Annotated in this window: 21 protein-coding genes, 1 tRNA gene and 1 riboswitch; of the genes, 5 read left to right on the top strand and 17 right to left on the bottom strand. The window is 64.8% G+C overall.

The window, feature by feature from the left end:
- Position 1: 1 nt before the first annotated feature.
- Positions 2 to 295 carry a hypothetical protein gene (locus BMY84_RS00880; RefSeq protein WP_093079490.1) on the bottom strand — a complete coding sequence of 98 codons (294 nt, stop codon included), beginning with the start codon at positions 293 to 295 and terminating at the stop codon, positions 2 to 4.
- A gap of 21 nt (positions 296 to 316) precedes the next feature.
- Between BMY84_RS00880 and BMY84_RS00885 the strand changes: the two genes are divergently transcribed.
- Both BMY84_RS00885 and BMY84_RS00890 read left to right on the top strand, forming a co-directional pair.
- Positions 317 to 1,450: a hypothetical protein gene (locus BMY84_RS00885; protein ID WP_093079493.1), complete on the top strand. Its 1,134-nt coding sequence runs from the start codon at positions 317 to 319 to the stop codon at positions 1,448 to 1,450.
- Positions 1,447 to 2,826 (top strand): cytochrome P450, encoded by a 1,380-nt coding sequence (locus tag BMY84_RS00890; RefSeq protein ID WP_093079495.1) that lies wholly within the window; start codon positions 1,447 to 1,449, stop codon positions 2,824 to 2,826. Before BMY84_RS00885 ends, BMY84_RS00890 begins: the two co-directional genes overlap by 4 nt.
- Here the strand turns inward: BMY84_RS00890 and BMY84_RS00895 are convergent.
- The 5 genes from BMY84_RS00895 to BMY84_RS00915 all read right to left on the bottom strand — a co-directional run bounded on the left by BMY84_RS00895 (position 2,816) and on the right by BMY84_RS00915 (position 9,972).
- A complete protein-coding gene (locus BMY84_RS00895) occupies positions 2,816 to 2,998 on the bottom strand; it encodes a hypothetical protein (RefSeq protein ID WP_093079498.1) in 183 nt (60 codons plus the stop codon). The genes BMY84_RS00890 and BMY84_RS00895 overlap by 11 nt on opposite strands.
- The gene (locus tag BMY84_RS00900; RefSeq protein ID WP_093079500.1) at positions 2,995 to 3,885 is read right to left on the bottom strand and encodes a transglutaminase family protein; all 891 of its coding nucleotides are present in this window, start codon (positions 3,883 to 3,885) and stop codon (positions 2,995 to 2,997) included. The genes BMY84_RS00895 and BMY84_RS00900 overlap by 4 nt, the downstream gene beginning before the upstream one ends.
- The gene (locus tag BMY84_RS00905) at positions 3,882 to 6,248 is read right to left on the bottom strand and encodes a circularly permuted type 2 ATP-grasp protein (protein WP_371262396.1); all 2,367 of its coding nucleotides are present in this window, start codon (positions 6,246 to 6,248) and stop codon (positions 3,882 to 3,884) included. The genes BMY84_RS00900 and BMY84_RS00905 overlap by 4 nt, the downstream gene beginning before the upstream one ends.
- Positions 6,249 to 6,431: 183 nt before the next feature.
- Positions 6,432 to 9,794, bottom strand: a complete 3,363-nt coding sequence (locus BMY84_RS00910; protein ID WP_093079504.1) for a transglutaminase family protein — start codon at positions 9,792 to 9,794, stop codon at positions 6,432 to 6,434.
- A 91-nt stretch (positions 9,795 to 9,885) separates the two neighbouring features.
- Positions 9,886 to 9,972: transfer RNA gene (locus BMY84_RS00915), tRNA-Leu, on the bottom strand.
- Between the two features lie 163 nt (positions 9,973 to 10,135).
- Here BMY84_RS00915 and BMY84_RS00920 point away from each other — a divergent pair.
- Positions 10,136 to 10,630, top strand: coding sequence for a hypothetical protein (locus BMY84_RS00920; protein ID WP_143074958.1), 495 nt, complete (start codon positions 10,136 to 10,138; stop codon positions 10,628 to 10,630).
- A gap of 9 nt (positions 10,631 to 10,639) precedes the next feature.
- Here BMY84_RS00920 and gltB read toward each other — a convergent pair whose 3' ends face one another.
- From gltB to BMY84_RS00950, 6 genes are all read right to left on the bottom strand, one after another.
- On the bottom strand, positions 10,640 to 15,175 hold the full coding sequence (gene gltB, locus BMY84_RS00925; RefSeq protein WP_093079509.1) for a glutamate synthase large subunit: 4,536 nt from the start codon (positions 15,173 to 15,175) through the stop codon (positions 10,640 to 10,642).
- A gap of 86 nt (positions 15,176 to 15,261) precedes the next feature.
- Complete coding sequence (locus tag BMY84_RS00930) at positions 15,262 to 15,981, bottom strand: DUF2059 domain-containing protein (RefSeq protein WP_093079511.1); 720 nt, start codon at positions 15,979 to 15,981, stop codon at positions 15,262 to 15,264.
- Positions 15,981 to 17,426 (bottom strand): NAD(P)-dependent oxidoreductase, encoded by a 1,446-nt coding sequence (locus BMY84_RS00935; protein ID WP_093079514.1) that lies wholly within the window; start codon positions 17,424 to 17,426, stop codon positions 15,981 to 15,983. The genes BMY84_RS00930 and BMY84_RS00935 overlap by 1 nt, the downstream gene beginning before the upstream one ends.
- A 165-nt stretch (positions 17,427 to 17,591) precedes the next feature.
- Positions 17,592 to 18,401, bottom strand: coding sequence for an undecaprenyl-diphosphate phosphatase (locus BMY84_RS00940; RefSeq protein ID WP_093079516.1), 810 nt, complete (start codon positions 18,399 to 18,401; stop codon positions 17,592 to 17,594).
- Positions 18,402 to 18,509: 108 nt separating this feature from the next.
- Positions 18,510 to 19,436 carry a complex I NDUFA9 subunit family protein gene (locus BMY84_RS00945; protein WP_093079519.1) on the bottom strand — a complete coding sequence of 309 codons (927 nt, stop codon included), beginning with the start codon at positions 19,434 to 19,436 and terminating at the stop codon, positions 18,510 to 18,512.
- 102 nt (positions 19,437 to 19,538) lie between these two features.
- A complete protein-coding gene (locus BMY84_RS00950; protein ID WP_093081574.1) occupies positions 19,539 to 20,117 on the bottom strand; it encodes a TMEM165/GDT1 family protein in 579 nt (192 codons plus the stop codon).
- Positions 20,118 to 20,163: 46 nt separating this feature from the next.
- Positions 20,164 to 20,325: riboswitch (yybP-ykoY riboswitch) on the bottom strand.
- A 33-nt stretch (positions 20,326 to 20,358) separates the two neighbouring features.
- On the opposite strand from BMY84_RS00950, the gene BMY84_RS00955 reads away from it, so the two are divergent.
- Complete coding sequence (locus tag BMY84_RS00955) at positions 20,359 to 20,772, top strand: DUF1801 domain-containing protein (protein WP_093079522.1); 414 nt, start codon at positions 20,359 to 20,361, stop codon at positions 20,770 to 20,772.
- Positions 20,769 to 22,343, top strand: a complete 1,575-nt coding sequence (locus tag BMY84_RS00960; protein ID WP_093079524.1) for an amidase — start codon at positions 20,769 to 20,771, stop codon at positions 22,341 to 22,343. Before BMY84_RS00955 ends, BMY84_RS00960 begins: the two co-directional genes overlap by 4 nt.
- A gap of 166 nt (positions 22,344 to 22,509) precedes the next feature.
- Here the strand turns inward: BMY84_RS00960 and BMY84_RS00965 are convergent, their stop codons facing one another.
- The 5 genes from BMY84_RS00965 to BMY84_RS00985 form a co-directional block, all read right to left on the bottom strand.
- Positions 22,510 to 22,926 carry a hypothetical protein gene (locus BMY84_RS00965; RefSeq protein ID WP_093079527.1) on the bottom strand — a complete coding sequence of 139 codons (417 nt, stop codon included), beginning with the start codon at positions 22,924 to 22,926 and terminating at the stop codon, positions 22,510 to 22,512.
- 74 nt (positions 22,927 to 23,000) lie between these two features.
- Positions 23,001 to 23,531: a hypothetical protein gene (locus tag BMY84_RS00970; RefSeq protein ID WP_093079529.1), complete on the bottom strand. Its 531-nt coding sequence runs from the start codon at positions 23,529 to 23,531 to the stop codon at positions 23,001 to 23,003.
- 13 nt (positions 23,532 to 23,544) lie between these two features.
- Entirely contained in the window at positions 23,545 to 24,099 is a 555-nt protein-coding gene (locus BMY84_RS00975) for a demethoxyubiquinone hydroxylase family protein (RefSeq protein ID WP_093079533.1), read from the bottom strand.
- Entirely contained in the window at positions 24,096 to 24,587 is a 492-nt protein-coding gene (locus BMY84_RS00980; RefSeq protein WP_093079535.1) for a disulfide bond formation protein B, read from the bottom strand. The genes BMY84_RS00975 and BMY84_RS00980 overlap by 4 nt, the downstream gene beginning before the upstream one ends.
- A 100-nt stretch (positions 24,588 to 24,687) precedes the next feature.
- On the bottom strand, positions 24,688 to 26,034 hold the full coding sequence (locus BMY84_RS00985; RefSeq protein ID WP_093017315.1) for a S41 family peptidase: 1,347 nt from the start codon (positions 26,032 to 26,034) through the stop codon (positions 24,688 to 24,690).
- Between the last annotated feature and the right edge of the window lie 123 nt (positions 26,035 to 26,157).

Here is a 26,157-nt window from a genome sequence, read left to right on the forward strand (position 1 = left end):
CTCACTTGGGCGCTTTGGCGAAGCGGCGCAACAATTGTCCGCGCCAAAGCCCCTTGCCCGGATGATAGTTCCAGCAGAACCAGCCGAAAGTCAGGCAGGCGAGCAGGGCGGGCAAGGCCATTGGATCGCCATTGGATTTCATATGGCGATAAAATGTCATGTCGGCGCGCCACCGGTCCCGCTCGCTACCGCCGCCATTGATGCCGTACATATTGTCATGCTTCCGGCAGCCAAGATTGCGGTTGTACTTACGGTGGTCGATGAAATAGCAGTAATCGCGTTCGGGCGTGGTCATGTCCCGATTAGGACCGGGGCAGTGCAGAAATTCAAGCGTAAAGTCTTCTACCTTGGCGGTTTCGATCCACGCGGCGTTCGTTTCTATCATCAGCTCTACCGCGATCAGGCGGCGCGCCATGCCGCGCTGACCGGCGATCCCATCGCCGTGGGCGGGCGACAGGCGGGCGCAGCAGGCTCGGCCGTGTCCGCGCGCTGGGCTGTGGATAACTTGGCCGCCGCTGTCGAAACCGACTATGAATATCTCCGCTGGGAAGATCTGATCGGCAAGGTGTGGATTCGCAATCCCATGAGCCTCGCCCTGCGCGCCGCCCGCGCCTATGCGGGCCATGCGCGGCTGATGGACTTCGCCCGCATGCGCCGCCTGCGCAAGGGGCCGGTGATCACCATCCTCTATCCCCCGGTGCTGGCGGTGCTGATCCCGCTGCTGCTGGCGCTGGTGCCCGCTCTGTTGCTGTCGCTGCTGCTACCCTTTTGGGCCGGCGCGATCATCGGCATGGCTTTCAGCGCCTTCCTGTCCGGCCGCATCCTCGCCAAGCTGGTGGTGCCATGGCTGCTGCGCTTCATGACCTATCATGGCGCGCTGGCGGCCGACGGGCCGGGCGATGCGCTGGACGAACGGCTCGATCAGTTCGCCGCCCGCATCGCGCAGGAACTGGACGGCGATTGGGATGAGGTGCAACTCGTCACCCACAGCGCCGGCACGATCCTTGGCATGCGGCTGATGCGCCGCCTGATCGCCCTGCGCGGCGGCACGCTGCCCGATCATTTCGTGATGCTGGGGCTGGGGCAGGTGGTGCCGGTCATCGGCCTGCGCCGTGATGCCGCTTGGTATCATGACGATCTGCGCGCCTTGGCCGACACGCGCTTCCGCTATGTCGACATCAGCTCCCCGCCCGATGGCGCCGCCTATTATAACGTCAATCCATTTCGCCTTGTCGCGGATCAATTTGCCGCCCGCGTCGACATGCTATCGCCGCGCTTCCATCTCTTCTACGAGCCGGAAAATTATCACGGGGGCTGGTCGAACAAATATGAGGCGCATTTCGATTATCTGCGGGTGGGCGACCGCCTGTCCCCGATCGACTTTATCAGCCTGACCGCCGGACGCGCTACCGTGGACGAAGCCGTCGCCGCCTTCAGGACGATCCCGTGACCGATCTCTTCACGCCGCCCTATCCGCAGCCGCCCAAAAGCAAGCGCGGCCTCATAAAGCGCTTCCTGCGCGGCTGGCACAGCTGGATTCATGTGCTCTTCGACAAGAGCTATACGATGAAGATGGGCGAAATCCGCACGCCCGGCCGCACCATGTATATCGCCAACGAACTGCCGCTGGTGGACCAGATATTGCGCGGCGGCACCGCCTATCCCAAGCATAGCGAACTGGTCCGCAATCTCGATCCGCTGATCGGCAATTCGGTCTTCTCCGCCAATGGCGAGGATTGGGAAAGCCAGCGGGCAATGGTGAACCCGGCCTTCGCCCATACCGCGCTCGGCCGGTCGATGCCGCTGATGGTCGCGGCGGCCGATGCCCTGCTGGCCCGGCTCGATGCAGCGGATCGTGCCAAACCGGTCGATATCGATCCGATGATGACCCATGTCGCGGCCGACATCATCTTCCGCACGCTGTTCAGCCAGACGCTGGATGAACCCCGCTCCAACATCATCCACACCGCTTTCGGCAAGTTCCAGCGGCTGGCCCACAGCGCGTCGATGCTGCGGCTTTACGGCTTGCCTGCGGGCTGGTTCGAAAAGCGATCGCGCAAACCCGCCCGCGCCATCCACGACGTGTTCCGCCCGATCGTGGAAGCCCGCTACGAGGCCTTCCACACCCGCGGGGAAACGCTGGAACGCGATATCCTCCAGTCCCTGATCGAGGTGAAGCATCCCGAAACCGGTATCCATTTCACCTGCGATCAGGTGATGGAACAGGTATCGACCATCTTCCTCGCGGGGCATGAAACCTCGGCCAGCACCATGACCTGGGCGCTCTATATGCTGGCGGAATGCGCCCATATTCAGGACCGGGTCCGCGCCGAAGTGGCGGATGTAGCGGGGGACGCCCCCTTCACCGGCGCGATGCTCAAGGACATGGGACAGGTCCGCAACATCTTCAAGGAAACGCTGCGCCTCTATCCGCCCGTCTCCTTCCTGCCGCGCGAAGTCACCTGCCCCATGCCGATGCGCGACAAGCAGTTGGAACAGGGGGCGATGCTGGTGGTCGCGCCCTGGCTGACCCAGCGGAACAAGGATAACTGGGCCTGTCCCCACGCCTTCGATCCCGACCGGTTCGACGATCCGGCCAATGCCGACATGGCAAAACAGGCCTGGTTCCCCTTCGGCCGGGGACCGCGCGTCTGCGTCGGCGCGGGCTTTGCCCAGCAGGAGGTGATGACCGTAATCGCCTCGGTCATCCGCCGCTATCGCCTGACCGTGCCCGCCGGCTTCAAGCCCGAACCGATCAGCCGCCTCACCATCCGCCCCCGGACCGGGATGCCGCTTTTGTTCGAGCGGATATCGCCTACCGGGTAGCGCTGCCTGCTGGTAACGCGACCTGCACCTCTGTCGGGATCGGCGCGGCCATGATCCCGATTCCCGCCACGATGCCCAGCGCCCCCCAGACCCAGCGCTTCGCACGCAGGTCCATGACGCCGCGCGCCAGACAATAAAGGCCGGCCAGGACCAGGATGATGGCGGCAATCATGCAACTTCCTCTTCTTCGGGGGCCACGTCGACCATGACGGACAGGCTCTGGCCCGTGCCGCCGATGAACAGCCCGTCCATCGGCGCAACATCGGCATAGTCGCGGCCCATGGCGACGAACAGATGCCCGTCGCCGGTAATGCAGCCATTGGTGGGATCGAAGCCGATCCATCCGCGCGTCGGCCCGCACCATAGCATGACCCAGGCATGCATCGCGTCCGCCCCCACCAGCCGGGGCATGCCCGGCGGCGGATCGGTGCGCAGATAGCCGCTGACATAGGCGGCGGGCAGTCCCGCCAGCCGCAGCGCGACCACCATCACATGGGCAAAATCCTGGCACACGCCATGGCGCGCGGCAAAGGCGTCGGCGACCGGCGTACCGGCATCGGTCACGCCCGGCTGATAGGCGAATTCCGACTGGATGCGCAGCGCCAGCGCCAGCGCGGCGGCGACGATCGGCTGGTCGGGCGACAATGTCTCGCCCGCCCATATGCCGATATCCGACAGCAATGGCGCGCGCGGCGAGGCATAGAGATAGTTGGCGGGGGCGGACGGCCCCATGCCGCGATCGACCAGCGCCGCCTGCGCGACTGTGCCGATGTCGGGATCGTCAGGCTGGGCGGTGATTGCGCCGCCCTGAACCCCCGCGCGAAAGCTGCTTTCGATCACCAGTTCCCGGATCGATCCTTCGATGACCAGCCGGGACACCTGCACCGGCCAGGCGGCCGGGCGCGATTCGATCACCGACGGGGCGGGGTTGACCGACAGCGCATGATCGGATGTCCATTGCCCCGGCCAGGGCGCGGGCTTGAGCCGCAGGTTGAAGCGGGCGACCTGTACGGGCGCGGCGTAGCGCAATATGGTGCGATGGCGGACATGGTAGATCATGACAGAAGGTCCGCATTTTCCGTCTTGTGGAGTTGCAGGAAGTAACGCTGGCCGATCGCATCGGACAGGCCCAGCAAGCGGCTTTCGGCGTCGGCAATATCCGCCATGGACAGCATGTCCCCGGTTAGCGGGGACAGCCGCGCGACCAGCGCATCGGCCAGCCGCCGGGGCTCTTCCGGCATGCCATCGGCGCGCAATGTCGGCAGCGCGGCGACATGTTCGGCCATGCGCAGCGCCTGATAGGCGATGGCGCGCGGATTATAGGGTTCCAGCGCCAGCAGATCGCGCACCGGCGGCAGCGCCGGATCGGTCAGGTATCGGGTGCGATAGCTGATCTGGCTGTCCATCAGGTCCAGCAGCACGGTCAGGTCATCCGCCGAAGCACCGTCGCCGCCGAACAGGGCGATCAGGCGACAGCCATTGACCGCGCGTTCCATGCGGCGGCCCATGTCGTGGAAGCGCCAGCCCTCCGTGCGGCCCATATTTTCCGCCGCCAGCCCTGCCAGCGCGCAAATCCGTTCGATCATGCGGGAGGAGGCGTCGAGCAGGGTTTCCGTCACCGCCCCGTCGAAGCTGGGCAATGGCAGGCGCACCAGCCGCCAGAAATCGCTCGCCAGCCGGTCGCGCAGGCCCTCGCCGATATTGGCGACCACGGCCATCAGCGCCCGCACGCTGCCGGGGCGGCGCGCATCGCCCAGAGCGGTGGCGCAAAGCGGACCGATCGCCGTTTCGCTGGCCGACACCGCGCCCCATTGCACCAGAAGCCCGACCAGCCGGGCCATGGCCGGCGAATCGAGCGACGGACCCAGATCGGCCTCGATCGATCCGCCCGCGATCGCGCGGATCAGCCGCAGCGTCATTTCGGTGCGCTCGATATAACGGCCCAGCCAGAAGAGATTGTCCGCCGCCTTGGCTGGCAACATGCCACCGACCCGGCGGATCGCGGGGGCGCCCGACCCCAGCAGCGTGTCGGGCGGCACCGGCTTCGCGTCGATGACGCACATGTCGGCCGACATGTCGGCCTGTCCCATCAGCGCCGCGCGAATATCGCCATGGCCAGCCAGTCGGCCAAAGGCGCCGGGCATCACCCGCCACTGGCCCGCCCCGTCGCGGGCCACGAACACGCGCAGGGTGAAGGGCAGGGGGGCGATCCGGCCATCGATCACCGCCGGGGTTGTGGATAACTTCACCACCTCCTGCCCGACATAGTCCATCGGCCGCCGCGCCATCGCCGCCAGCAGCGCTTCACGCTGCGCCGCGTCGAGCGAAGCGCCCGGCGTGAAATGCGCGTCGGGCAGGCCCGCCACATCCTGATCGAAGGCGGAACCAACCACCAGATTGTCGAGCCGGGTGCGGACATGCTCGCGCTCGCGCGTCTGGCCGCACCACCAGGTGGCGATATTGGGCAGGATCAGGTCCTGCCCCAGCATCGCCTTGGCCAGTTGCGGCAGGAAAGCGGCGAAGGCACGCGATTCGATCACACCGGCGCCCGGCCAGTTACCGACCATCAGACCGCCGCGTGCGCAGGCGTCATACAGGTCCGCCACACCGATCCGCGATTTACTGTCAAAGGCCAGCGGATCGAGGAACCGGCTGTCCATCCAGCGCCACAGGCCATCAATGCGCTTCAGCCCCTGAATCGTGCGGATGAACAATCGTCCGTCCGATACGATCAGATCGTCGCCCTCGACCAGCAACAGGCCCAGATAACGGGCCAAATGCGCCTGCTCGGCATAGCTCTGGTTGAAACGACCGGGCGTCAGCAGGCCGATGCGCGGATCGGCGCGGGCGCAGTCGGCGGCAAGGCCCCGGCGCAGGTCAGCGAAGAAAGGCGCAAGCCGCCGCGCATGCATCGCGCCCAGCAGGTCGCCGGTCGCGCGGGAGAGGGCCAGCCGGTTTTCCAGTGCATAGCCCACGCCAACGGGCGTGCGCACCCGGTCCGCCAGCACCCGCCATTCGCCCGCCGGGCCGCGCCCGATATCGGCGGCATAGAAATGGAGATGATGGCCGCGCGGCGGCGGCGTGCCAGTCATCACCCGCCAATAATGCGGGCTGCCGGTGACGATACTGGCCGGCAGCTTGCCATCGCGCACCAGCGACTGGGTGGAATAAATGTCGGCAATCACCCGTTCGAGCAGTTCGGCCCGCTGGGTCAGGCCCCGCTCGATATGCGTCCATTCCTCCGCGCCGATCAGCAAGGGCACTGGCCCCAGCGGCCAGGGGCGTTCCTGTTCGTCGCCGGTCAGGCGGAATGCCATGCCCAGATCGCTTGCCTGCCGCCCGACATGGTCCGCCAGCCGTGCGGGATCAGCCTGCGCCTGCGCCGACAGCTTGCCCAGCATCGTGCGCCAGTGCGCCGCCATATCGGGCGATGCATCGGCGAACAGGTCGCCCTTCGGCGCGGCAGCCAGATAGGTGGCTGCCCAGTCTAGTTGAAGGTCACTATCCACAAGATCACCCGACAAATTTCCCTCTCCCGATGGGAGAGGGAAGGGGCCCGCTCGGAGCAGCCGAGTGGGAAGGGTGAGGGCGAAAATCCAAATCCATCACACGCCCGGATGTTTGAAGCGCAGGTCGAGCGTCATGGGAAATTCGCCGGGCAGTTCGGCGGCCGGCATGTCGACCGGGCCGGGGGTATGGCCATAATCCTGGAAGCGCGCCTTGCGCCGCGCTTCCGCTTCATAGCCGTTGATCGGCAGCGTGTCGTAATTGCGCCCGCCCGGATGCGCGACATGATAGACGCAGCCACCCAGCGATCGGCCGCTCCAGCTATCCAGCACGTCGAAGGTCAGCGGCGCATTGGACGGCAGATTGGGGTGCAGGCAATTGGCGGGCGTCCACGCCTTGTAGCGGACACCGCCGACGCCTTCGCCCGGTACGGCGGTGGCGGTCATGGGCACCTGACGCCCGTTGCAGGCAATGATGTGCCTCCCGGCGACCAGACCGGTGGCGCGCACCTGCAACCGTTCGGTCGAGGAGTCGACATAGCGCACCGTGCCGCCGATCGCGCCGGTTTCGCCCAGTACATTCCACGGCTCCAGCGCATGGGTGATTTCCAGCGCTACGCCGCCGGCCTCGACCTCGCCATGAATCGGGAAGCGGAACTGACGCTGCGCCTCGAACCAGTTGGGGTCGAAGTCATAACCCGCGCCGCGCAGGTCGTTCAGCACCTCCAGGAAATCGGCCCAGACGAAATGGGGCAGCATGAAGCGATCATGCAGCGTCGTGCCCCAACGCACCAGCCCGCCCTGTTGCGGCTGACGCCAGAACCAGGCGGCGAGCGCCCGGATCAGCAATTGCTGGGCCAGGCTCATCTTCGCTTCGGGCGGCATTTCGAAGCCGCGAAACTCCAGCAGGCCAAGGCGGCCGGTGGGGCCATCGGGCGAGAACATCTTGTCGATGCAGATTTCGGTGCGGTGCGTATTGCCGGTGACGTCGACCAGCAGGTTGCGGAACAGACGGTCGACCAGCCAGGGCGGGGGCAAACTGTCCACGCCGTCCTTCACCGGATCGGGCACCTGCGCCAGTGCGATTTCCAGCTCATACAGGCCGTCATGCCGGGCTTCGTCGATGCGCGGAGCCTGACTCGTCGGGCCGATGCACAGCCCCGAGAAGAGGTAGGAGAGCGAAGGGTGGCGCTGCCAGTAAAGCACGAAGCTTTTCAGCAGGTCTGGGCGGCGGATGAAGGGGGAATCGTTCAGGCTCGCCCCGCCCAGCACGATATGATTGCCGCCACCGGTGCCGACCGACCGGCCATCCACCATGAATTTGTCGGCGGTCAGATCGCATTCGCGGGCCAGCGTGTAGAGCCGTTCGGTGATGGCCACCGTCTCGTCCCAGCTGCCTGCGGGATGGACATTGACCTCGATCACGCCGGGATCAGGCGTGGCCTTCAGCACGTCGAGGCGCGGGTCGGGCGGCGGGGTATAGCCTTCGATCCGCACGGGGATGCGCGTGGCTTCCGCGACCAGCTCGACCTGCGCGATCAGTTCCAGATAATCCTCCAGCATCTGCACCGGCGGCAGGAAGACGGACAGGCAATGGCCGTTGGGTTCGACCGTGATGGCGGTGCGGACGGCGCCTTCGATGATGACCTGTTCGACGCGGGTCTGGGCCGCCATGCCGCCTTCCGCTTCGGCTACGCGCTGGACCGGCTGGGCTAGCGCTTCCTCGCGGGTTGCCGCCTCGCTCACCTGCACGCGATAGTCGGCCAGCGGCCCGCGCGGTTCGCTGGTGTCGCGGGGGTGGATATAGGGATAGCTGGACGGCGGCACATAGGGCAGCGACCCCAGCGGCAGGCGATAGCCCAATGCCGAATCGCCCGGCACGGCGAACAGCTTACCGCGGCGCAACTGCCAGATTTCGCTCTGCCAGCGCGGCGTCGCCACCGCGCTTTGCCAGCGCTGCACCGGCAACACATAGCCGACCGGCTGGTCGAGGCCGCGACTGAATGCCTTCACCATCCGCGCGCGCGCTTCGGGATCGGCGATTTCGGGCGCTTCGGGTGAGGTGTTGACCGGCAGGTCGGCTTCCTTGACCGCCCAGACCGCCGGATCTTCATAGACCGGGTGGGTATAGTCGGCCGAAAAGCCCATATTGCTGGCGAGCGCCGTCAGAAAGGCCTGCGCATCCGCCGCCGTCACCGTCCGCGCGCCTTCCGGCGCATCATCGGTGGCGATCAGGTCGGCGTCGCGCCAGACCGGCACGCCATCCTTGCGCCAATAGACGGCATAGGCCCAGCGCGGCAGGCTTTCGCCCGGATACCATTTGCCCTGCCCATGGTGCAGCAGGCCCCCGGGGGCGAATTCGCTGCGCAGCTTGCGGATCAGCTTGTCGGCATAGGCCGCCTTGGTCGGGCCGACAGCATCGCCATTCCATTCGCCCGCATCGCCGCCATTTTCCGCGACGAAGGTCGGCTCGCCCCCGGTGGTCAGCCGCACATCCTGCGCCTGCAGGTCGGCATCCACCTTGGCCCCCAGCGCCATCACCGCGTCCCATCGGGCATCGGTGAAGGGCTTGGTGATCCGCACAGCCTCGGCAATGCGGGACACGCTCATGGCGAATTCGAAATCGACTTCGGCGGGTTCGGCCATGCCGCTGATCGGCGCGGCCGAGCGATAATGGGGCGTAGCGCACAGCGGGATATGGCCTTCGCCCGCAAACATGCCGCTGGTCGCGTCCAGCGCCACCCAGCCGGCACCGGGCACATAGGCCTCCGCCCAGGCATGCAGGTCGACCACGTCTTGGCGGACGCCCTTGGGGCCGTCCAGCGGCTCGACATCGGCAACCAGCTGGATCGAATAGCCCGACACGAAGCGCGCGGCGAAGCCCAGCCGCCGCAGCAACTGCACCAGCAACCAGGCCGAATCGCGGCAGGATCCGGTGCCAACGTCCAGCGTCTCTTCCGGCGTCTGCACGCCCGCTTCCATGCGGATGACATAGCCGACCCGCTGTTGCAGGCGGCTATTTACCTCGACCAGAAAATCGACCGTGCGGGACGTCTGTCCGTCATATTCGGCGACCAGCGCGTCGAACAACGGCCCCTGATCCTCCAGATCGAAATAGGCGGCGAGATCGGTCTTCAATTGATCGTCATAGGCGAAGGGATATTCCTCCGCATAAGGCTCCACGAAGAAATCGAACGGGTTGATGATGTCCAGATCGGCGAGCAGGTCGACCTCGATCCTGAAATGATCGATCGGGTCGGGAAAGACGATCCGCGCCAGCCAGTTGCCATGCGGGTCCTGCTGCCAGTTCAGGAAATGGTTCGCCGGTTCGATCTTCAGCGCATAATTGGGCACCTTGGTCCGGCTATGCGGCGCCGGGCGCAGCCTGATCACCTGTGGGCCCAATCGGATCGGGCGGTTGTAGCGGTAGGATGTCAGGTGGTGGAGTGCGGCCTTGAGCATGGCCGGATCAAACGCCAGCCCCTGTTGCAATGCAACAGCCAATCGTTTCGCGGGTAAAGATTCTGCCGGGTAAGGCCCCGGAGCAGGGTGATGGTGCGGTCAAGAAGACTCGAACTTCCACGGCCTTTCGGCCACAACGACCTCAACGTTGCGCGTCTACCAATTCCGCCATGACCGCACAATCAAACAGGAAACCGGCGGGGCCGGTGACTTGGTAGGAGGCGGCCCTTAGCAAAGGCTTTTGGGTCATGCAACATATGATCTGCATCCGCGTTGTGATTGATCGGGAATGAGGATGCCGGCGTCGCGAGAGGAGGCGACCGGCGCAGGAGCAGGCGACGATGGCAATGCATTTCTGGATGTCGGCGGGCGGGACCGTTGTGGCCGCGTCGCTGATGGGATTGGGTCTGGGCGGCTATGTCACCAGTCCGCAGGGCCGGTCGCCCGCCGATGCGCCGGTTGCCGAATCCACCTACGACAGTCAGTCGCTGGCCGATGCCGCCGTCGCCGCAGCGGATCGCCCGGTCGCGATCCATTGCACTGGATGCGGGCCGACCTTGGCCGAGCGACGCTGGAAAGCGGATATGGCAGGTCTGAATCTGGACGCGATGTCGACCGACGACAGCGATAGGGTGGAACAGGATTATCAGGCGGCGGAAGCACCGGAAAATCTCCTGCCCGATGTTCCCGCCTCGCCGGTCCATCCCTTGCCACCGCAGGTCCCGCGATTCGCGGCAGGGGAAGCGCTGCAACCTGCGGCCATGACGCAGGTCGCGATAGAGGATGCCCCGATACCGCCGCCTGTCGTGGCGACGATACCGGGGCAACCCAGATAGGAGACAGCCTTATTCGGCCGCCACGGTTTCGGCGGGCGCATCGCTCAGCGGATGAGCGAGGCGATTGACCATTTCCTTCGGGCAGACCTGCCAGATGTAACGGCGCCAGCGGTCCCAGTCGTCCAGGATGGTGTTCGACCATTTACTGTCGGTGGCAACCGCATGTTCGGCGATCAGTGCCTTGGCCTGCGCTTCCCAATGGGCGCTTTCCAGCCGCTGCCAGACGATGCTTTCCGGGTTGGCCTGCGTCGGGAAGCTGCCATCCTCGTCCAGAATGAAGGCCATGCCGCCGGTCATGCCCGCACCGAAATTGGCGCCGGTCTTGCCCAGAATGACCGCCGTACCGCCGGTCATATATTCACAGCCATTGGCACCGCAGCCTTCGACCACGACCTGCGCGCCCGAATTGCGGACCGCGAAGCGCTCCCCGGCCTGACCTGCCGCGAACAGCTTGCCGCTGGTCGCACCGTAAAGGACGGTGTTGCCGATGATCGTATTGTCCTTCGACGACAGCGGCGAGGAAACGGTCGTGCGCACCTTGATGATGCCGCCCGACAGCCCCTTGCCCACATAGTCGTTGGCGTCACCGAATACTTCCAGCGTGATGCCCTTGCACAGGAAGGCGCCCAGCGACTGGCCGGCCGATCCGCGCAGGCGCACGGTCAGATGTCCGTCGGCCAGCGTCGACATGCCGAACTTCTCGGTCACGGCGGAAGACAGGCGCGTGCCCACGGCACGATGCGTGTTGCGCACCGTATAGGTGAGCTGCATCTTCTCGCCGCGTTCGAACACGGCGCGCGCGTCCTTCATCATCTGCGCGTCCAGGCTGTCGGGCACCGGATTGCGGCCGTCCAGGCTGAAACGACGCTGATCGTCGGGGGCATCCACCTTCGCCAGGATCGGGTTAAGGTCGAGATCGTCCAGATGCTCGGCACCACGATTGACCTGCTTCAGCAATTCGGTGCGACCGATCACCTCATCCAGACTGCGGAAACCCAGACGCGCCAGGATTTCGCGCACTTCCTCGGCGATGAAGGTCATCAGGTTGATGACCTTCTCCGGCGTGCCGGTGAACTTCGCCCGCAGCTTTTCATCCTGCACGCACACGCCCACCGGGCAGGTGTTGCTATGGCACTGACGCACCATGATGCAGCCCATGGCGACCAGCGACAGCGTGCCGATGCCATATTCCTCGGCGCCCAGGATCGCCGCGATCACGATATCGCGACCGGTCTTCAGGCCGCCGTCGGTGCGCAGCTTCACGCGATGACGCAGGCCATTGAGGGTCAGCACCTGATTGGTTTCCGACAGGCCCATTTCCCACGGCGTACCGGCATATTTGATGCTGGTCTGCGGGCTGGCGCCGGTGCCGCCGACATGGCCGGCGACCAGAATGACGTCGGCATGCGCCTTGGCCACACCAGCAGCAACCGTGCCGATGCCGGCCTGGCTGACCAGCTTCACGCACACCTTGGCGCGCGGGTTGATCATCTTGCAGTCGTAAATGAGCTGCGCCAGATCCTCGATCGAATAGATGTCATGGTGCGGCGGCGGGCTGATCAGCATCACGCCCGGCGTCGAATGGCGCAGGCGGGCGATGAATTCGGTCACCTTGAAACCGGGCAGCTGGCCGCCTTCGCCGGGCTTGGCGCCCTGTGCGACCTTGATCTCGATTTCCTCGGCGGAGCCCAGATATTCGGCATGGACGCCGAAGCGGCCCGACGCGATCTGCTTGATCACCGAATTGGCATTGTCGCCATTTTCATAGGGCTTGAAGCGGTTCGCATCCTCGCCGCCTTCGCCCGACACGGCCTTGGCGCCGATGCGGTTCATCGCGATCGCCAGCGTCTCATGCGCTTCGGGGCTAAGTGCACCCAGCGACATGCCCGGCGTTACGAAGCGCTTGCGGATTTCCGTGGTGGCTTCCACCTCGTCGATCGGCACGGCTTCGCGGGCGAAGTTGAACTCCATCAGGTCGCGCAGATAGACCGCCGGCAGATCGCGCACGCCGCGCGAAAATTGCAGATAGGTCGAATAGCTGTCGGTCGCGACCGACGTCTGGAGCAGGTGCATCAACTGCGCCGAATAGGCATGCGCTTCGCCGCCCTGACGCTGGCGATAGAAACCGCCGATCGGCAGGCGCACGGCCGCCGTGTCGAACGCCTTTTCATGGCGCAGCATCGCGCTGTAGTGGAGCGAGGCATAGCCTTCGCCCGAAATCTTCGCCGGCATGCCGGGAAACAGATCGTTCACCAGCGCGCGCGACAGGCCGACCGCTTCGAAATTATAGCCGCCGCGATAGCTGCTGACGACCGCGATGCCCATCTTGGACATGATCTTCAGCAGGCCTTCGTTGATGGCGACCCGATAGCGTTCGATGCAGGCGTCCAGCGACAGGTCGCCGAACAGGCCGCGGCTGTGGCGATCGGCGATGCTGGCTTCGGCCAGATAGGCGTTCACCGTGGTTGCGCCCACGCCGATCAGCACCGCGAAATAATGGGTGTCGAGCGCTTCGGAGGAGCGCACGTTGATCGACGCATAGCTGCGCAGCCCTTTGCGCACCAGATGGGTGTGGACGGCCGCTGCCGCCAGCACGCCAGCAATGGCGGCGCGATCGGTATCGACGCCCTCGTCCGTCAGGAAGATTTCGGTACGGCCTTCGCGCACCGCCTGTTCGGCTTCCTCCCGGATGCGGGCGATGGCCGCACGCAGTTGCTCCTGCCCGCCGGTCGCGGGGAAGGTGCAGTCGATTTCGGCCACTGAAGGACCGAAATAGGCCTTCAGCCGCGCCCATTCATGACTCGTCACCACCGGCGATTCCAGCACCAGAACATGGCTGTTCTGCGCGTCTTCCTCCAGGATGTTGTGGAGGTTGGAGAAGCGCGTCTTCAGGCTCATCACATGCCGTTCGCGCAACGGATCGATCGGCGGGTTCGTGACCTGGCTGAAATTCTGGCGGAAGAAATGGCTGATCGTGCGCGGCTTGTCAGAAATGACGGCCAGCGGCGTATCGTCGCCCATGGAGCCGATCGCTTCCTTGGCATCCTCCACCATCGGGCTGAGGATCAGTTCCATATCCTCCAGCGTCAGGTTGGCGGCGACCTGACGACGGGTCAGTTCGGCCTTGTCCCAGCCGGGCAGGGCGGTCGGCGCATCGGCCAGATCGTCGATGGCCAGAAAGTCCTTGATCAGTTCGCCATATGGGCGCTCGCCGGCGATCTGGTCCTTGATCTGTCGGTCGTCATAGAGTTCGCCTTCCTGAAGATCGATGGCGATCATCTGGCCGGGGCCCATGCGGCCCTTCTTGACGATGGTGGTTTCGGGCACCACGACCATGCCGGTTTCGGAACCCACGATCAGCAGATTGTCGCCGGTCAGCGTGTAGCGCAGCGGGCGCAGCGCGTTGCGGTCGACACCGGCCACGACCCAGCGGCCGTCCGTCATGGCGAGCGCGGCCGGGCCATCCCACGGCTCCATCACGGAGGCGAGATAGTCGTACATGTCGGCATGCGACTGGGGCAGGTCGGCGCTGGCCGATTGCCAGGCTTCCGGCACCAGCATCAGCTTGGCGGTCGGCGCATCGCGGCCCGAGCGGCAGATCGCCTCGAACACGGCGTCCAGCGCGGCGGTGTCGGATGCACCGGCCGGGATCACCGGCTTGATATCTTCCGACTGCTCGCCAAAGGCCAGCGAGGCCATCTTGATCTCGTGGCTCTTCATCCAGTTCTTGTTGCCGCGGATCGTGTTGATCTCGCCATTATGGGCGAGCGTGCGGAACGGCTGGGCCAGCCACCATTGCGGGAAGGTGTTGGTCGAATAGCGCTGGTGGAAGATCGCGACGCGGCTCTCGAACCGTTCGTCCTGAAGGTCCGGGTAAAAGACCGACAGCGATTCGGCGAGGAACAGCCCCTTATAGATGATCGAGCGGCAGGACAGCGAACAGACATAGAAGTCGTTGATCTGGTTCGCGATCACCTTCTTCTCGATCCTGCGGCGGATGAGGTAGAGATCCTTTTCGAACTCGGCCTGATCGCGCTCTTCCGGCATCGGGCCGGCGATCATGATCTGCTCGATTTCCGGACGGGTCGCCTGCGCCTTCTGGCCGATCACCGACACGTCGACCGGCACCTGGCGCCAGCCATAGATGGTGTAGCCCGCGTCGATGATCTCGCTTTCGACGATGGTGCGGCAGGCTTCCTGCGCCGAAAGGTCCGTGCGCGGCAGGAAGATCATGCCGACGGCGAGGCGATTGGGCAGCGGCTTGTGGCCGGAGTCCGCGATCGCATCGTCAAAGAAGCGCACCGGCAGGTCCACATGGATGCCCGCGCCGTCGCCGGTCTTGCCATCCGCGTCGACAGCGCCACGGTGCCACACGGCCTTCAGCGCATCGATCGCGCTGGCGACAACGCGGCGGCTGGCGCGACCGTCCGTTGCGGCGACGAGGCCCACGCCACAGGCGTCGCCCTCCAGTTCAGGATGATACATGCCCTCGGCAGCGATACGTGCGCGCTCTTCGGGGCTGGCCATGAAATTGGTGTCGGTCATGATGACTTACCCTTGCTTGTGGCCATCCGTTTTCCGGTCATGGCCGCTGTCAACTTGCTGGAACCGGATGATGCCGGTTCCGATTGTCAGTTCGCCTTCTTGGCATCCGCGCCGAGCAAGGCGGTCAGGCGATCGCGTTCGGCCTTGCTCAAATCATTATAGGTGCGCGGTTTCGGCAATTTCGCGAGTTCGGCTTCGGACGATTTCAGAATGTCCGGCATGGCCCGCATCATATCGGGCATGATCTTCTGCATGCGGCCGATATAGTGCGGATCGGTCGCCAGCTCCATGAAACCCGCACCGAACTTGCCGCCGGTCGGCGTTTTCAGAAAGGCTGCGATCTGGTCCAGTTCGGCCGCATCATAGCGGTGGGCGAAGGCTTCCGCCATGCCTTCCCGCATATCCGGTTCGTACCGGCCCATGAAGCGACCCATTGCCGGCATCATGGTGTTGACGATCACGTCCATCCGCTTGCGGAAATTGGGATCGATGATCGCCATCATCTGCTCGATCGTGGCCTCGCCCAGACCGTCCGCCTGTTCCGGGTCCATCCCGCCGACCTTCAGGAATTCGCGGATCGGCATCTTGGTCATGCCGTCCATCATCGGGCCGATCATCTTTTGCATCATCGGCCCCATCATCCGTTCCATGGTGCCGTTCGGCAGGATGACGGAGGCGATGGGCTGCGCCTTGGCCAGCAGCGCCGGATCGACCGGTGCCGTGGCTTCAGCCTGTGCGCTGGCCGGCTGTGCTTGTGCAGCGACCGGTGCCGACAGCAGAAACAGGCTGAGAAGAAGGGAGCGCATCACGCAGCAACCTTTTCGCCAGCCTTTGCCTTGGCCTTCAGATAGCGGTGCATATGCTCGGTCACGTCGCGGCCGTCGCGGATCGCCCAGACGACCAGAGACGCGCCGCGCACGATGTCGCCTGCCGCGAACACGCCGTCCATGCTGGTCATCATCGTTTTGTGATCGACGCGCAGCGTGCCCCAGCGGGTGACGGACAGGTCTTCCGCGCCGAACAGCCGGGGCAGTTCTTCGGGATCATAGCCCAGCGCCTTGATGACCAGATCGGCTTCCAGCGTATGTTCGCTGCCCGGATCGGGTTCGGGTGCGCGGCGGCCGGAGGCGTCGGGCTGGCCCAGACGCATCTTCGTCACCTTGACGCCGGTGACATGCTCCGTGCCTTCAAAGGCGATCGGTGCGGTCAGCCAGACGAACTCGACGCCTTCTTCCTCGGCATTGGCGACTTCGCGCTGCGATCCGGGCATATTTTCCCGGTCGCGGCGATAGAGACACTTCACCGACTTGGCGCCCTGGCGGATCGCGGTGCGGACGCAGTCCATCGCGGTATCGCCGCCGCCGATGACGACGACATTCTTGCCCGTGGCGAGCAGCGTGCCATCCTCATGCTCCGGCACGGCGTCGCCAAAGCCCGCCTTGTTGGAGGCGGTCAGATAGTCGAGCGCCTTCACCACGCCCGGCGCGCCGACGCCCGGCGCCTTGATATCGCGCGGCTTGTAGACGCCCGTCGCGATCAGGATCGCGTCATGCTTGTCGCGCAGCTGCTCCATGGTGGCGTCGCGGCCGACCTCGAAGCTCTCATGGAAGATGATGCCGCCGTCCTTCAGGCGCTGGACGCGGCGCATGACGACATCCTTCTCCAGCTTGAAGCCGGGGATGCCATAGGTCAGCAGGCCGCCGGCGCGGTCATGCCGATCATAGACATGCACGTCATAACCCGCGACGCGCAGATATTCTGCGGTGGTCAGGCCCGCCGGGCCTGCGCCGATCACACCGATCGACTGGCCGCGCGGCTTGCCGGGGACCAGCGGTTCGACCCAGCCTTCCTTCCAGGCGGTGTCAGTGATGTATTTCTCGACGCTGCCGATGGTGACGGAGCCATGGCCGGAAAATTCGATGACGCAATTGCCTTCGCACAGTCGGTCCTGCGGGCAGATGCGGCCGCAGATTTCCGGCATGGTGCTGGTCAGGTTGCTCAGTTCATAGGCTTCGCGCAGCCGCCCTTCGGCGGTCAGGCGCAGCCAGTCGGGAATATGATTGTGCAGCGGACAATGGGTCGAGCAATAGGGCACGCCGCATTGCGAGCAGCGCGATGCCTGTTCCTCCGCCTTGTCCAGAATGAAGGACTTGCTGATTTCCAGAAAGTCATCGGCGCGATCATCGGCCGCGCGCTTTTCCGGGTAGGCCTGTGCCTTGCCCACAAATTTCAGCATCGGATTGTCGCCCATTACCCTGTCCCTGCCTATGTTGCTGAAGCGCGCATAGCAGAAAAACCCACGGAGTCACGTGGATTCTGGCATGTAGGACAGGATTAATGACCTATTATCTAGCTGTTTTTGCCTTTTTTGAGAATAGGTCGCAAATTCCGCCGGTTTATTAGGACCGTATCGGAACTATCTGGCTGTGAGCCAGATGAGCGCAGCGATGCCTGCGATGATTCGATACCAGGCGAAGGGGGCGAAGCCATGTTTCGACACCAGACCGACGAACCATTTGATGACCAGCAGCGCCACGACGAAGGCGACGACAAAGCCCAGCGCGATGCTGTCCCAGCCCACGGCCGCGCTGGTGATCTGGTCGCCCTTTTTGAGCAGTTCCAGCGTCGTCGCGCCCAGCATGGTCGGGATGGCGAGGAAGAAGCTGAATTCGGCCGCCGTCCGCCGTTCGACGCCCAGCGTCAGCGCACCCATGATCGTCGCGCCGGACCGGCTGACGCCGGGGATCATCGCGATGCATTGGATCAGGCCGATGCCGATCACGCGCAGAACGGGAATATCGGCAATGCCGTGAAAGCGCTGCGCCTTTACCGCCCGTTCGACCAGCAAAATGGCGATGCCGCCGGCGATCAGCGCCCAGGCGACGACCTTGGGCGCGCCCAGTAGCATCTCGACATAGTCATGCACCGCAAGCCCGATGACGGCCGCGGGAATGAAGGCGATGATCAGGTTGCGCAGGAAGCGCCAGCTTGTCGGCTCGCGCCGCAACAGGCCCATGCCGACCGCCCAGAAGGTGCGCCAGTAGAGCACCACAACCGCCAGGATGGCGCCAAGCTGGATCACGACGTTGAACATCGCCCAGGTGGCGGCGTCATAGCCCAGCAATTCGCTCGCCAGGATCAGATGGCCGGTCGAGGAGACGGGCAGAAATTCGGTCAGCCCCTCGACAATGCCCAGCAGGATGACGGTCAGATAATGGAGGTCCATGGATGGTCCCTAATGTCCTGGCATAAAAAACCTCCCCGGTTTGCGGGGAGGGGCATGAAAAGCGGGGCAGCGTGATGCGTGCCCCGCCCTGTCATTTGCGGTGGCGGCTCAGGCGCTCGCCCGGCCGGCAAAGCGGCCGTGGCGGCGATAGCGCACCATCCATTTGTCGGCGACCGCGCCCAGCGGCGTCGGGGCGACGCCCAGCGCTTCCAGTCCCTGCGAGCCTGCGGCCGCGACATTGTCCTGACCCAGCATGGCGAGCTGATCGCGGGTGATGGGGCCGCCGGGCAGCAGCGCCAGCAGCGTCGCGAAGCCATTGGGCACGTCCACCAAAGGCTTGTCACGACCGATCGCCTTGGCGATCCAGGCGTTGATCTCCTTCATGCTCAGCACCTGCGGGCCGGCGACTTCATAAGTCTTGCCGCCGAACACGCCCGGCCGCTCGGCCGCATTGGCGATCGCCTGCGCCACGTCGGCGACATAGACGGGCTGGAACTTGGTGGCCGCGCCGATCACCGGGATCACCGGCGCGGAGCCGATGATCTGGGCGAAGCGGTTGAGGAACTGGTCTTCCGCGCCGAAGATGATCGACGGGCGCAGGATGGTCGCGGTCGGGAAGGCAGCCTTGACCGCCGCTTCGCCAGCAGCCTTCGACCGGCCATAGGCCGACGGGCTGTTCGCGTCCGCGCCGATCGCCGACACATGGACCAGCGCCTTCACGCCGGCGGCCGCTGCGGCCTGCGCCACATTGGCGGCGCCTTCATGCTGGACCGCGTCGAAATCGCCCGACAGGATGCCGACCAGATTGATGACGATGTCGCTGCCGGCGATGGCGCGGGCGACGGTCGCGGGCTTGCGGATGTCGGCGCCCACGAACTGGCTCTGGCCCAGATTGCCGAGCGACTTCACCTTGACCGCGACGGCCAGGTCGCGCTGGGCGATCCGCACCCGCGCGCCGCGCGCCATCAGCGCCTGCGCAACCTGCCGGCCCAGAAAGCCGCCGCCGCCGAAGATCGTAACCAGACTGTCCTTCATCACGTGCGTCCCATGTTCATCGATAAGGGGAATGACTCTGCCAATCCCCTTGCAACTTCCGCCGCGCGCTGACAACCGCCCGCGCGCGGCCCGGTCCCCTTTTTAGCCGATCCAGCCCTGCAAGTCAGCGAGCATCCACAGGCCCAGCCCCAGGAAAAGCAGCGCCGCGCCGACCTGCAAGGCGCGCATCGGCACCTTGCGCGCCAGCGCTTCGCCGAACAGCACGGCCGGCACATTGGCCAGCATCATGCCCAGCGTCGTACCGGCGGTGACGGCGATCAGATTGTCGAAGCGGGCGCCCAGCGCCACGGTTGCGACCTGCGTCTTGTCGCCCATCTCCACCAGGAAGAAGGCGATCAGTGTGGTCATGAACACGCCGGCCTTCGACGGCGCCTTGAGCGGAGCATCCTCGTCGATCTTGTCGGGCACCAGCGTCCAGGCGGCCATGGCGATGAAGGAGGCGGCCACCGCATAGCGGAACCAGCCCTGCGTCAGGACGCCCGCGATCGAATGGCCGACCAGCGCGGCGAGGAAATGATTGGCAAGCGTCGCGAACAATATGCCCAGGATGATCGGCACCGGCTTCCTGAAGCGGGTGGCGAGCAGCATGGCGAGCAACTGCGTCTTGTCGCCCATTTCGGCGAGCGCGACCAAAGCGGCGGAGGTAAGAAGAGCTTCCATCTGACTGTTCCGGGGCCGGGCGAAGATTGACAGACACAATGCCACCGTGGCTTCCCGCCCGGCCGGACAGAAAAGCGCCGATGCCATTGGTCTCGCCCGATGCAGCCTTTGGCTGCTTCCCATACGCCATGACCTCTCGGCCAAATATGTTGACGCATGGCCCGCTCCTGCAATCGGAACGGCTGGCTACTCCCCAGATGACTCGCTAGCCTCTAGTCGAGGCAGGCGGGGAAGGCAAGCCATGGCGCAGGCGAACAAGACGGTCGAGACGGACGCAGCGGTCGAGGATTTTCTGGCGCGGGTCGAACCGGCAGAGCGGCAGGCGGATGGCCGGACGGTGACGGCGCTGATGGCGCGCCTGTCTGGCGAACCGGCGGCGATGTGGGGGCCGAGCATCATCGGTTTTGGTCGCTATCATTATCGCTATGACAGCGGACGGGAAGGCGACATGTGCCGGATCGGCTTTTCGCCGCGCAAGGCGGAACTGGTCTTCTATCTGGCGGGGCTGGAAGATGATGATTTCGCGCCGCTCGGTCAATATCGGCGCGGGAAAGGCTGCCTCTATGTCAAGCGGCTGGCGGGCGTGGACATGGCGGTATTGGAAGCGCTGATCGTCAGGAGCATCGCCCATATGGATAAGGTCTATCCGCGATGAAGAAGTTGCTGCCGATCCTTGCCCTGCTGCTGATCGCAGCGCCAGTACAGGCGCAGCTGGAGGAAACGACGATCGCCTCTCTGTCCGCCGATCTGGCCAGCGGACGGACGAGCAGCGAAAGGGTGGTGCGCGCCTATCTCAAACGCATCGCCGCGATGGACCGCAAGGGGCCAAGGCTCAACAGCATCATCACGCTCAACCCGCAGGCGATTGAACAGGCGCGCGCGCTGGATGCGGAACGGCGTGCGGGCAGGCTGCGTGGGCCGCTGCATGGCGTGCCGATCCTGCTCAAGGATAATATCGAGGTGGCGGGGATGCCGACGACCGCCGGATCGCTGGCGCTCGTCCGCAACGATCCGGGGCGGGATTCGCCGGTGGCCGCTGCGCTGAAAGCGAAGGGCGCGATCATTCTGGGCAAGACGAACCTGTCTGAATGGGCCAATTTCCGGTCGGAGCGGTCGATGAGCGGGTGGAGCGCGGTCGGCGGGCTGACCCGCAATCCCTATGCGCTCGATCGCACCACCTGCGGGTCGTCCAGCGGATCGGGCGCAGCGGTGGCGGCCGGCTTCGCGCCCGGCGCCATCGGCAGCGAGACGAACGGGTCGGTCATCTGCCCGTCATCGATGATGGGCCTTGTGGGGCTGAAGCCTACGGTCGGCTTGATCCCGCGCACCCATATCGTGCCGATCAGCCATAGTCAGGATACCGCCGGGCCGATGGCGCGCAACGTGCGCGACGTCGCGATCCTGCTGTCGGCGCTGATCGCCAGCGATCCCGCCGATCCGGCCACCGCTGATGCCATGGCGCATGCGCAGGATTATGCGGCCGCGCTCGACCCGGCGAAGATCAGGGGCATGCGAATCGGCGTGCTGCGTGGCGGCGCGCAGCCGGAATTGCTGGCCCGCTATGACGTGGCGCTGGGCGTGCTCAAGGGATTGGGCGCGACGCTGGTCGAAGTGAAGAAGCCCGCAATGGAAGGCATGTCCGCCGCCAGCTACGACGTGCTGCAATATGAGTTCAAGGCGGACCTGAACGCCTATCTGGCGACCACCCGCGCCGATCAGGTGCCGGTTCGCACGCTAAGCGATCTGATTGCCTTCGATGTCGCCCATGCCGATCGGGAAATGCCACTGTTCGGGCAGGATATCTTCGCAATGGCGCAGGCCAAGGCGGGGCTGGACGATGCTGCGTACAAGGCGGCGCGGGAAAAATCGCTGCGGCTGGCCGGACGGGAGGGGATCGACGCGATGCTGGCCGAAAACCGCGTCGATCTGCTGGTGACGATCAGCTACGGTCCGGCCTGGCCATCCGATACGGTCTGGGGCGATCAATATGAAGGGCCGGGCGGATCGACCGGCCCGGCGGCGATCGCGGGCTATCCGCATCTGACCGTGCCGATGGGGCTGGTGCGCGGGCTGCCCGTGGGGCTCAGCTTCATCGGCACCGCCTATGCCGAACAGACCTTGCTGGATGCGGGGCTGGCTTATGAGCAGGCGTCGGGCATCCATGTCAGGCCGACCTTCCGCCCGACCGCCGATACCGGGCCGGAACTGGAAGGCAATCGTCCCTGAGCTGCAGAGAACCGAGCCTTAAATATGACCCGTTCGCACTGACTAGGGACTGAGCTTGTCGAAGGCCCGTATCGAAGGGGCTGGCGCATTCCATCCTTCGATACGCCGCTTCGACAAGCTCAGCGGCTACTCAGGACGAACGGCGGTGGTTTCGACCCTACACACTCTATGGCTCGCCCTTGCTTTCCTGCATCCGCCGTTCGGCGAACCATTGTTGCAGCATCTGGGCGGTACAGCCGGTAAAGCCGTTGCTGCCGATGACCGAACAACTATTGGGCAGGGTCTGGCGCTGTGTCTGTTCCATCGTCGCGACTTGGCTGCCCCAGCCCGGACCGCCGACGGGTTCGGGCTTTTCGCGCAGCTTCTTGGGGATGCGATAGCGTTCGGACTCGGGCTTGCGCGCGCACACCACGATTTCGTCCCCCTTGCTTTCAGGGCAAGGATCGTCGCCATAGACCAGCAAGTTGATGATGCGATCGGGCGGCGGCTCGGCCTGCGCGAGCGCGGTCGAGGGGAGCATCGGGATCAGCAAGGTGCCGATCAGGGGAAGCACGACAGAGCGCCGCATAGAAATATCCTTCATATCCCCTGTCGAATGCCGGGTGCGCCCCGCGCCCGGCGATTCAAGGCGAAGACGCCACCGGCGTCTCCGAACCGTCATGGCTGGGGCGGCGTGCCCTTCTGTTCCTGCTCGGCCTTTTCTTCCGCCTTCACCCGTTCCTCGATCGCCTTGCTGTCGGCATCGATGGTGGACAGGCGCTTGGCGCGTTCGGCCTCGACCAGATCCTTCCAGCTGGCATTGTCCGCCGCCTGCCGTTCCGCCTTGGCGAGGCGGGCGAGCTGGGTGAAGCAGCCGGTGGTGCCGCCTGCGCCCACGGGAGAGCAGCTTTCCGTGCCGCTGGCGCCGACATATTCCATCGACCGCACCCGTTCGCCCCAGGCCTGATGGCTGGGCATGTTGGGGTCGCCACGCAGCGGTTCGGGGATGCGATAGCGTTCTTCCTCACCCTTGCGAGCGCACACGACGATATCGTCGCCCTTGCTCTGCGGGCAGGCATCTTCGCCATAGACGATGACGATATTGACCTTTTCGGTCGTGCTGCTGGCCGGCTGCGCAAAGGCGGGGACGGACGCGCCCAGCATCAACCCAAAGGTCAGGCTGCTGGCGATCATCGGAATCCTGTTCATATAACCGTCCTTATCAGATGCGCTTCGACAGTGCGATGGCGGCGCGACAGCCCAGCCGGATCGCCCCATAGAGCAAGGGGTAGGCCGGTACCTGCTCCGCCCCATGGGCGATGGCGGCTTCGCGATGCTCGACCTCCTCCGCCTGGAAATCCGCGATGGCGGTGGAGAGTTCCGGATCGTCCGATCCCAGCTGTTCCAGCTGGTCGGCATAATGCTGGTCGATTTCGGTTTCGATGGCGGCGGTGCAGGCCATGGCGGCCCTTGGCCCCAACGCCGCGGTGACCGCGCCCAGCGCAAAGCCGGCGACATTCCAGATCGGCGCCAGCAGCGTCGGGCGCACGCCGCGTCGGGCGATCATCGCGTCGAAGGCGGCGCGATGCCGTTCCTCCTGCGCCGCCATGCCAGCGATCAGCCGGCCATAGGGATGGCGATCGCCCATCACCGCCAGTTGCCCGCCATAGATGCGCACCGCCCCGAATTCGCCCGCCTGATCGACGCGCACCATGGATGCGCGGTCGGCTGGGGTGGACCGCTTGCCGGGACGCGGAAAATCCTTTGCGGCGCTCATGCTTTCCTCGCTTTCAGCAGCAGGGCCAAGATGGCGAGTGCGACGGCGCTGGACAAGAGGCCGTTATAGCCCGCCATCGAAATGCCGAACAGGTGCCAGGGGGCGACATCGCACCGGATCAAAGGGGTTGCCCATATCTGGTCCAGCAATTGGGCAGCATTGCCGCTGGCGCTGGTGGAACAACTGGTCAGCCCTTCCCACCAGCCATATTCGACCCCGGCATGGAACAGGCCGATGAGGCCGCTCAGCCCCACGGCAATGCCCGCGAACCCGGCGAACAGGCCGCTGATGCATGCGCGATCACGCGCGGCATAGGCGATCAGCGCCAGCGGGATCGCCGCGAAATGGGCATAACGCTGCCACCAGCACATTTCGCACGGATGCAGGCCGCCAATATATTGGAAGGCATAGGCGCCAGCGAGCATGGCGATTGGCGCAAGCAGGGCCAGAGCGCGGGCCTTGGCAAGGGAGGGAGACAGGCTGTTCATGATGCCCGCTTAAACCCTCGTCCGCCTTTCGTCATGCTGAACTTGTTGAAGATAATGATGTCCTTCGGTTCGAGCCGATCCCGAACCGAAGGACATCGGATCATTTCGCCGCCGGCTTGCGGGCCTGCGCCTGCGCGATGGTCGCTCCCGGCGTGCTGGCGAGGCGCGAGATGGTCTTCAAGGCATAGTCGAGCTGGAAATCCTCCACGCCCTTCTTCTTCAGATCCTCGGCCGACATGGCGAAGCGCGGATCGTCCTTCGTATCCTCTTCCAGCGCCTTGTCGTCGGTCTTGATCTCGTTGATCAGGTGACGGCGCAGGTCGCTTTCGCGGAACTTCGGCCGGTTCTTGTAATCGGGATCGGACAGTTGCGGCACGCGGATATCGGGCTGGATGCCGCCTTCCTGCACGCTGCGGCCCGATGGTGTGTAATAGCGCGCGGTGGTCAGTTTCAGCGCGGTGGTACTGCTGAGCGGCAGCATGGTCTGCACGCTGCCCTTGCCGAAGCTGCGCTCACCCATCACCAGCGCGCGATGCTGGTCCTGCAAGGCACCGGCCACGATTTCGGAAGCCGAAGCGGAGCCCGCATCGACCAGCACGATCACCGGCAGGCCCTTCGCATCGTCGCCGGGCTTGGCATAGTAACGCTCGACATCGCCCTTGGCCCGGCCACGCTGCGACACGATCTCGCCGCGCTCCAGGAAGGTGTCGCTGACGCTCACCGCCTCATCCAGCAGGCCGCCGGGGTTGGAGCGCAGGTCTAGAATATAGCCGGTCGGCTTGTGGCCCAGCGACTTGTCGATGCTGCGGATCGCCGACCGCACGTCCGCCCCGGTATTGGCCGAGAAGCTGACGATGTTGATGACGCCAATATTGTTCTTCACTTCCCATTTGACGGGCTTCAACTGAATGATCTCGCGCGTCAGGGTCAGTTCGATCGGCTTGTCGCGGCCGGCGCGGACGAGGGTCAGCTTGAGCGACGTGCCCGGCGCGCCGCGCATCTTGTCCACCGCTTCGTCCAGCGTGCCACCATAGATCAGCTGCCCGTCGATATGGGTGATATAGTCGCCCGCCTTGATGCCCGCGCGCCAGGCCGGGGTATCCTGCGTCGGCGCGATAACCTTGACCGCGCCATCCTCCTGCGTAACCGACAGGCCCAGGCCGCCATAGCTGCCCTCGGTCTGGGTGCGCAGATTCTGGAAGTCGCGCGCGTCGAGGAAGCTGCTGTGCGGATCGAGGCTGGCCAGCATGCCGTCGATCGCGCCCTTGATCAGCTTTTCATCGTCGACCTTCTCGACATAGTCGCTGCGGACCTTTTGAAACACATCCATGAATTCATCGAGCGCCTTGTAACTCGACGCTTCTCCGTCAGCGAGAGCGGCAGTCGTAGCAGGGATGAGCGCAAGCGCCCCGAGCGCAACCGCGCCCTGGAGGAAGGTGGATTTCATGGCTGTCCTAGATTCCGGCATCTGATCCCCGATATAGGCCGATTCGCGTGCCAACGCAAAAGCGCGCTTCGATGGAGTGTCGTGCAGGGTCGATGAGCGTCGGGTTAATGGGGTTGAAGCTGG

The organism is Sphingobium sp. AP50, from assembly GCF_900109095.1.
Taxonomy (GTDB): Bacteria; Pseudomonadota; Alphaproteobacteria; order Sphingomonadales; family Sphingomonadaceae; genus Sphingobium.

Coding starts and splice junctions, on each gene's coding strand:
- BMY84_RS00880 (WP_093079490.1), bottom strand. CDS start 295: ATGACCACGCCCGAACGCGATTACTGCTATTTCATCGACCACCGTAAG.
- BMY84_RS00895 (WP_093079498.1), bottom strand. CDS start 2,998: ATGATTGCCGCCATCATCCTGGTCCTGGCCGGCCTTTATTGTCTGGCG.
- BMY84_RS00900 (WP_093079500.1), bottom strand. CDS start 3,885: ATGATCTACCATGTCCGCCATCGCACCATATTGCGCTACGCCGCGCCC.
- BMY84_RS00905 (WP_371262396.1), bottom strand. CDS start 6,248: ATGGCGGCGCACTGGCGCACGATGCTGGGCAAGCTGTCGGCGCAGGCG.
- BMY84_RS00910 (WP_093079504.1), bottom strand. CDS start 9,794: ATGCTCAAGGCCGCACTCCACCACCTGACATCCTACCGCTACAACCGC.
- BMY84_RS00920 (WP_143074958.1), top strand. CDS start 10,136: ATGGCAATGCATTTCTGGATGTCGGCGGGCGGGACCGTTGTGGCCGCG.
- gltB (WP_093079509.1), bottom strand. CDS start 15,175: ATGACCGACACCAATTTCATGGCCAGCCCCGAAGAGCGCGCACGTATC.
- BMY84_RS00930 (WP_093079511.1), bottom strand. CDS start 15,981: ATGCGCTCCCTTCTTCTCAGCCTGTTTCTGCTGTCGGCACCGGTCGCT.
- BMY84_RS00935 (WP_093079514.1), bottom strand. CDS start 17,426: ATGGGCGACAATCCGATGCTGAAATTTGTGGGCAAGGCACAGGCCTAC.
- BMY84_RS00940 (WP_093079516.1), bottom strand. CDS start 18,401: ATGGACCTCCATTATCTGACCGTCATCCTGCTGGGCATTGTCGAGGGG.
- BMY84_RS00945 (WP_093079519.1), bottom strand. CDS start 19,436: ATGAAGGACAGTCTGGTTACGATCTTCGGCGGCGGCGGCTTTCTGGGC.
- BMY84_RS00950 (WP_093081574.1), bottom strand. CDS start 20,117: ATGGAAGCTCTTCTTACCTCCGCCGCTTTGGTCGCGCTCGCCGAAATG.
- BMY84_RS00955 (WP_093079522.1), top strand. CDS start 20,359: ATGGCGCAGGCGAACAAGACGGTCGAGACGGACGCAGCGGTCGAGGAT.
- BMY84_RS00960 (WP_093079524.1), top strand. CDS start 20,769: ATGAAGAAGTTGCTGCCGATCCTTGCCCTGCTGCTGATCGCAGCGCCA.
- BMY84_RS00965 (WP_093079527.1), bottom strand. CDS start 22,926: ATGAAGGATATTTCTATGCGGCGCTCTGTCGTGCTTCCCCTGATCGGC.
- BMY84_RS00970 (WP_093079529.1), bottom strand. CDS start 23,531: ATGAACAGGATTCCGATGATCGCCAGCAGCCTGACCTTTGGGTTGATG.
- BMY84_RS00975 (WP_093079533.1), bottom strand. CDS start 24,099: ATGAGCGCCGCAAAGGATTTTCCGCGTCCCGGCAAGCGGTCCACCCCA.
- BMY84_RS00980 (WP_093079535.1), bottom strand. CDS start 24,587: ATGAACAGCCTGTCTCCCTCCCTTGCCAAGGCCCGCGCTCTGGCCCTG.
- BMY84_RS00985 (WP_093017315.1), bottom strand. CDS start 26,034: ATGAAATCCACCTTCCTCCAGGGCGCGGTTGCGCTCGGGGCGCTTGCG.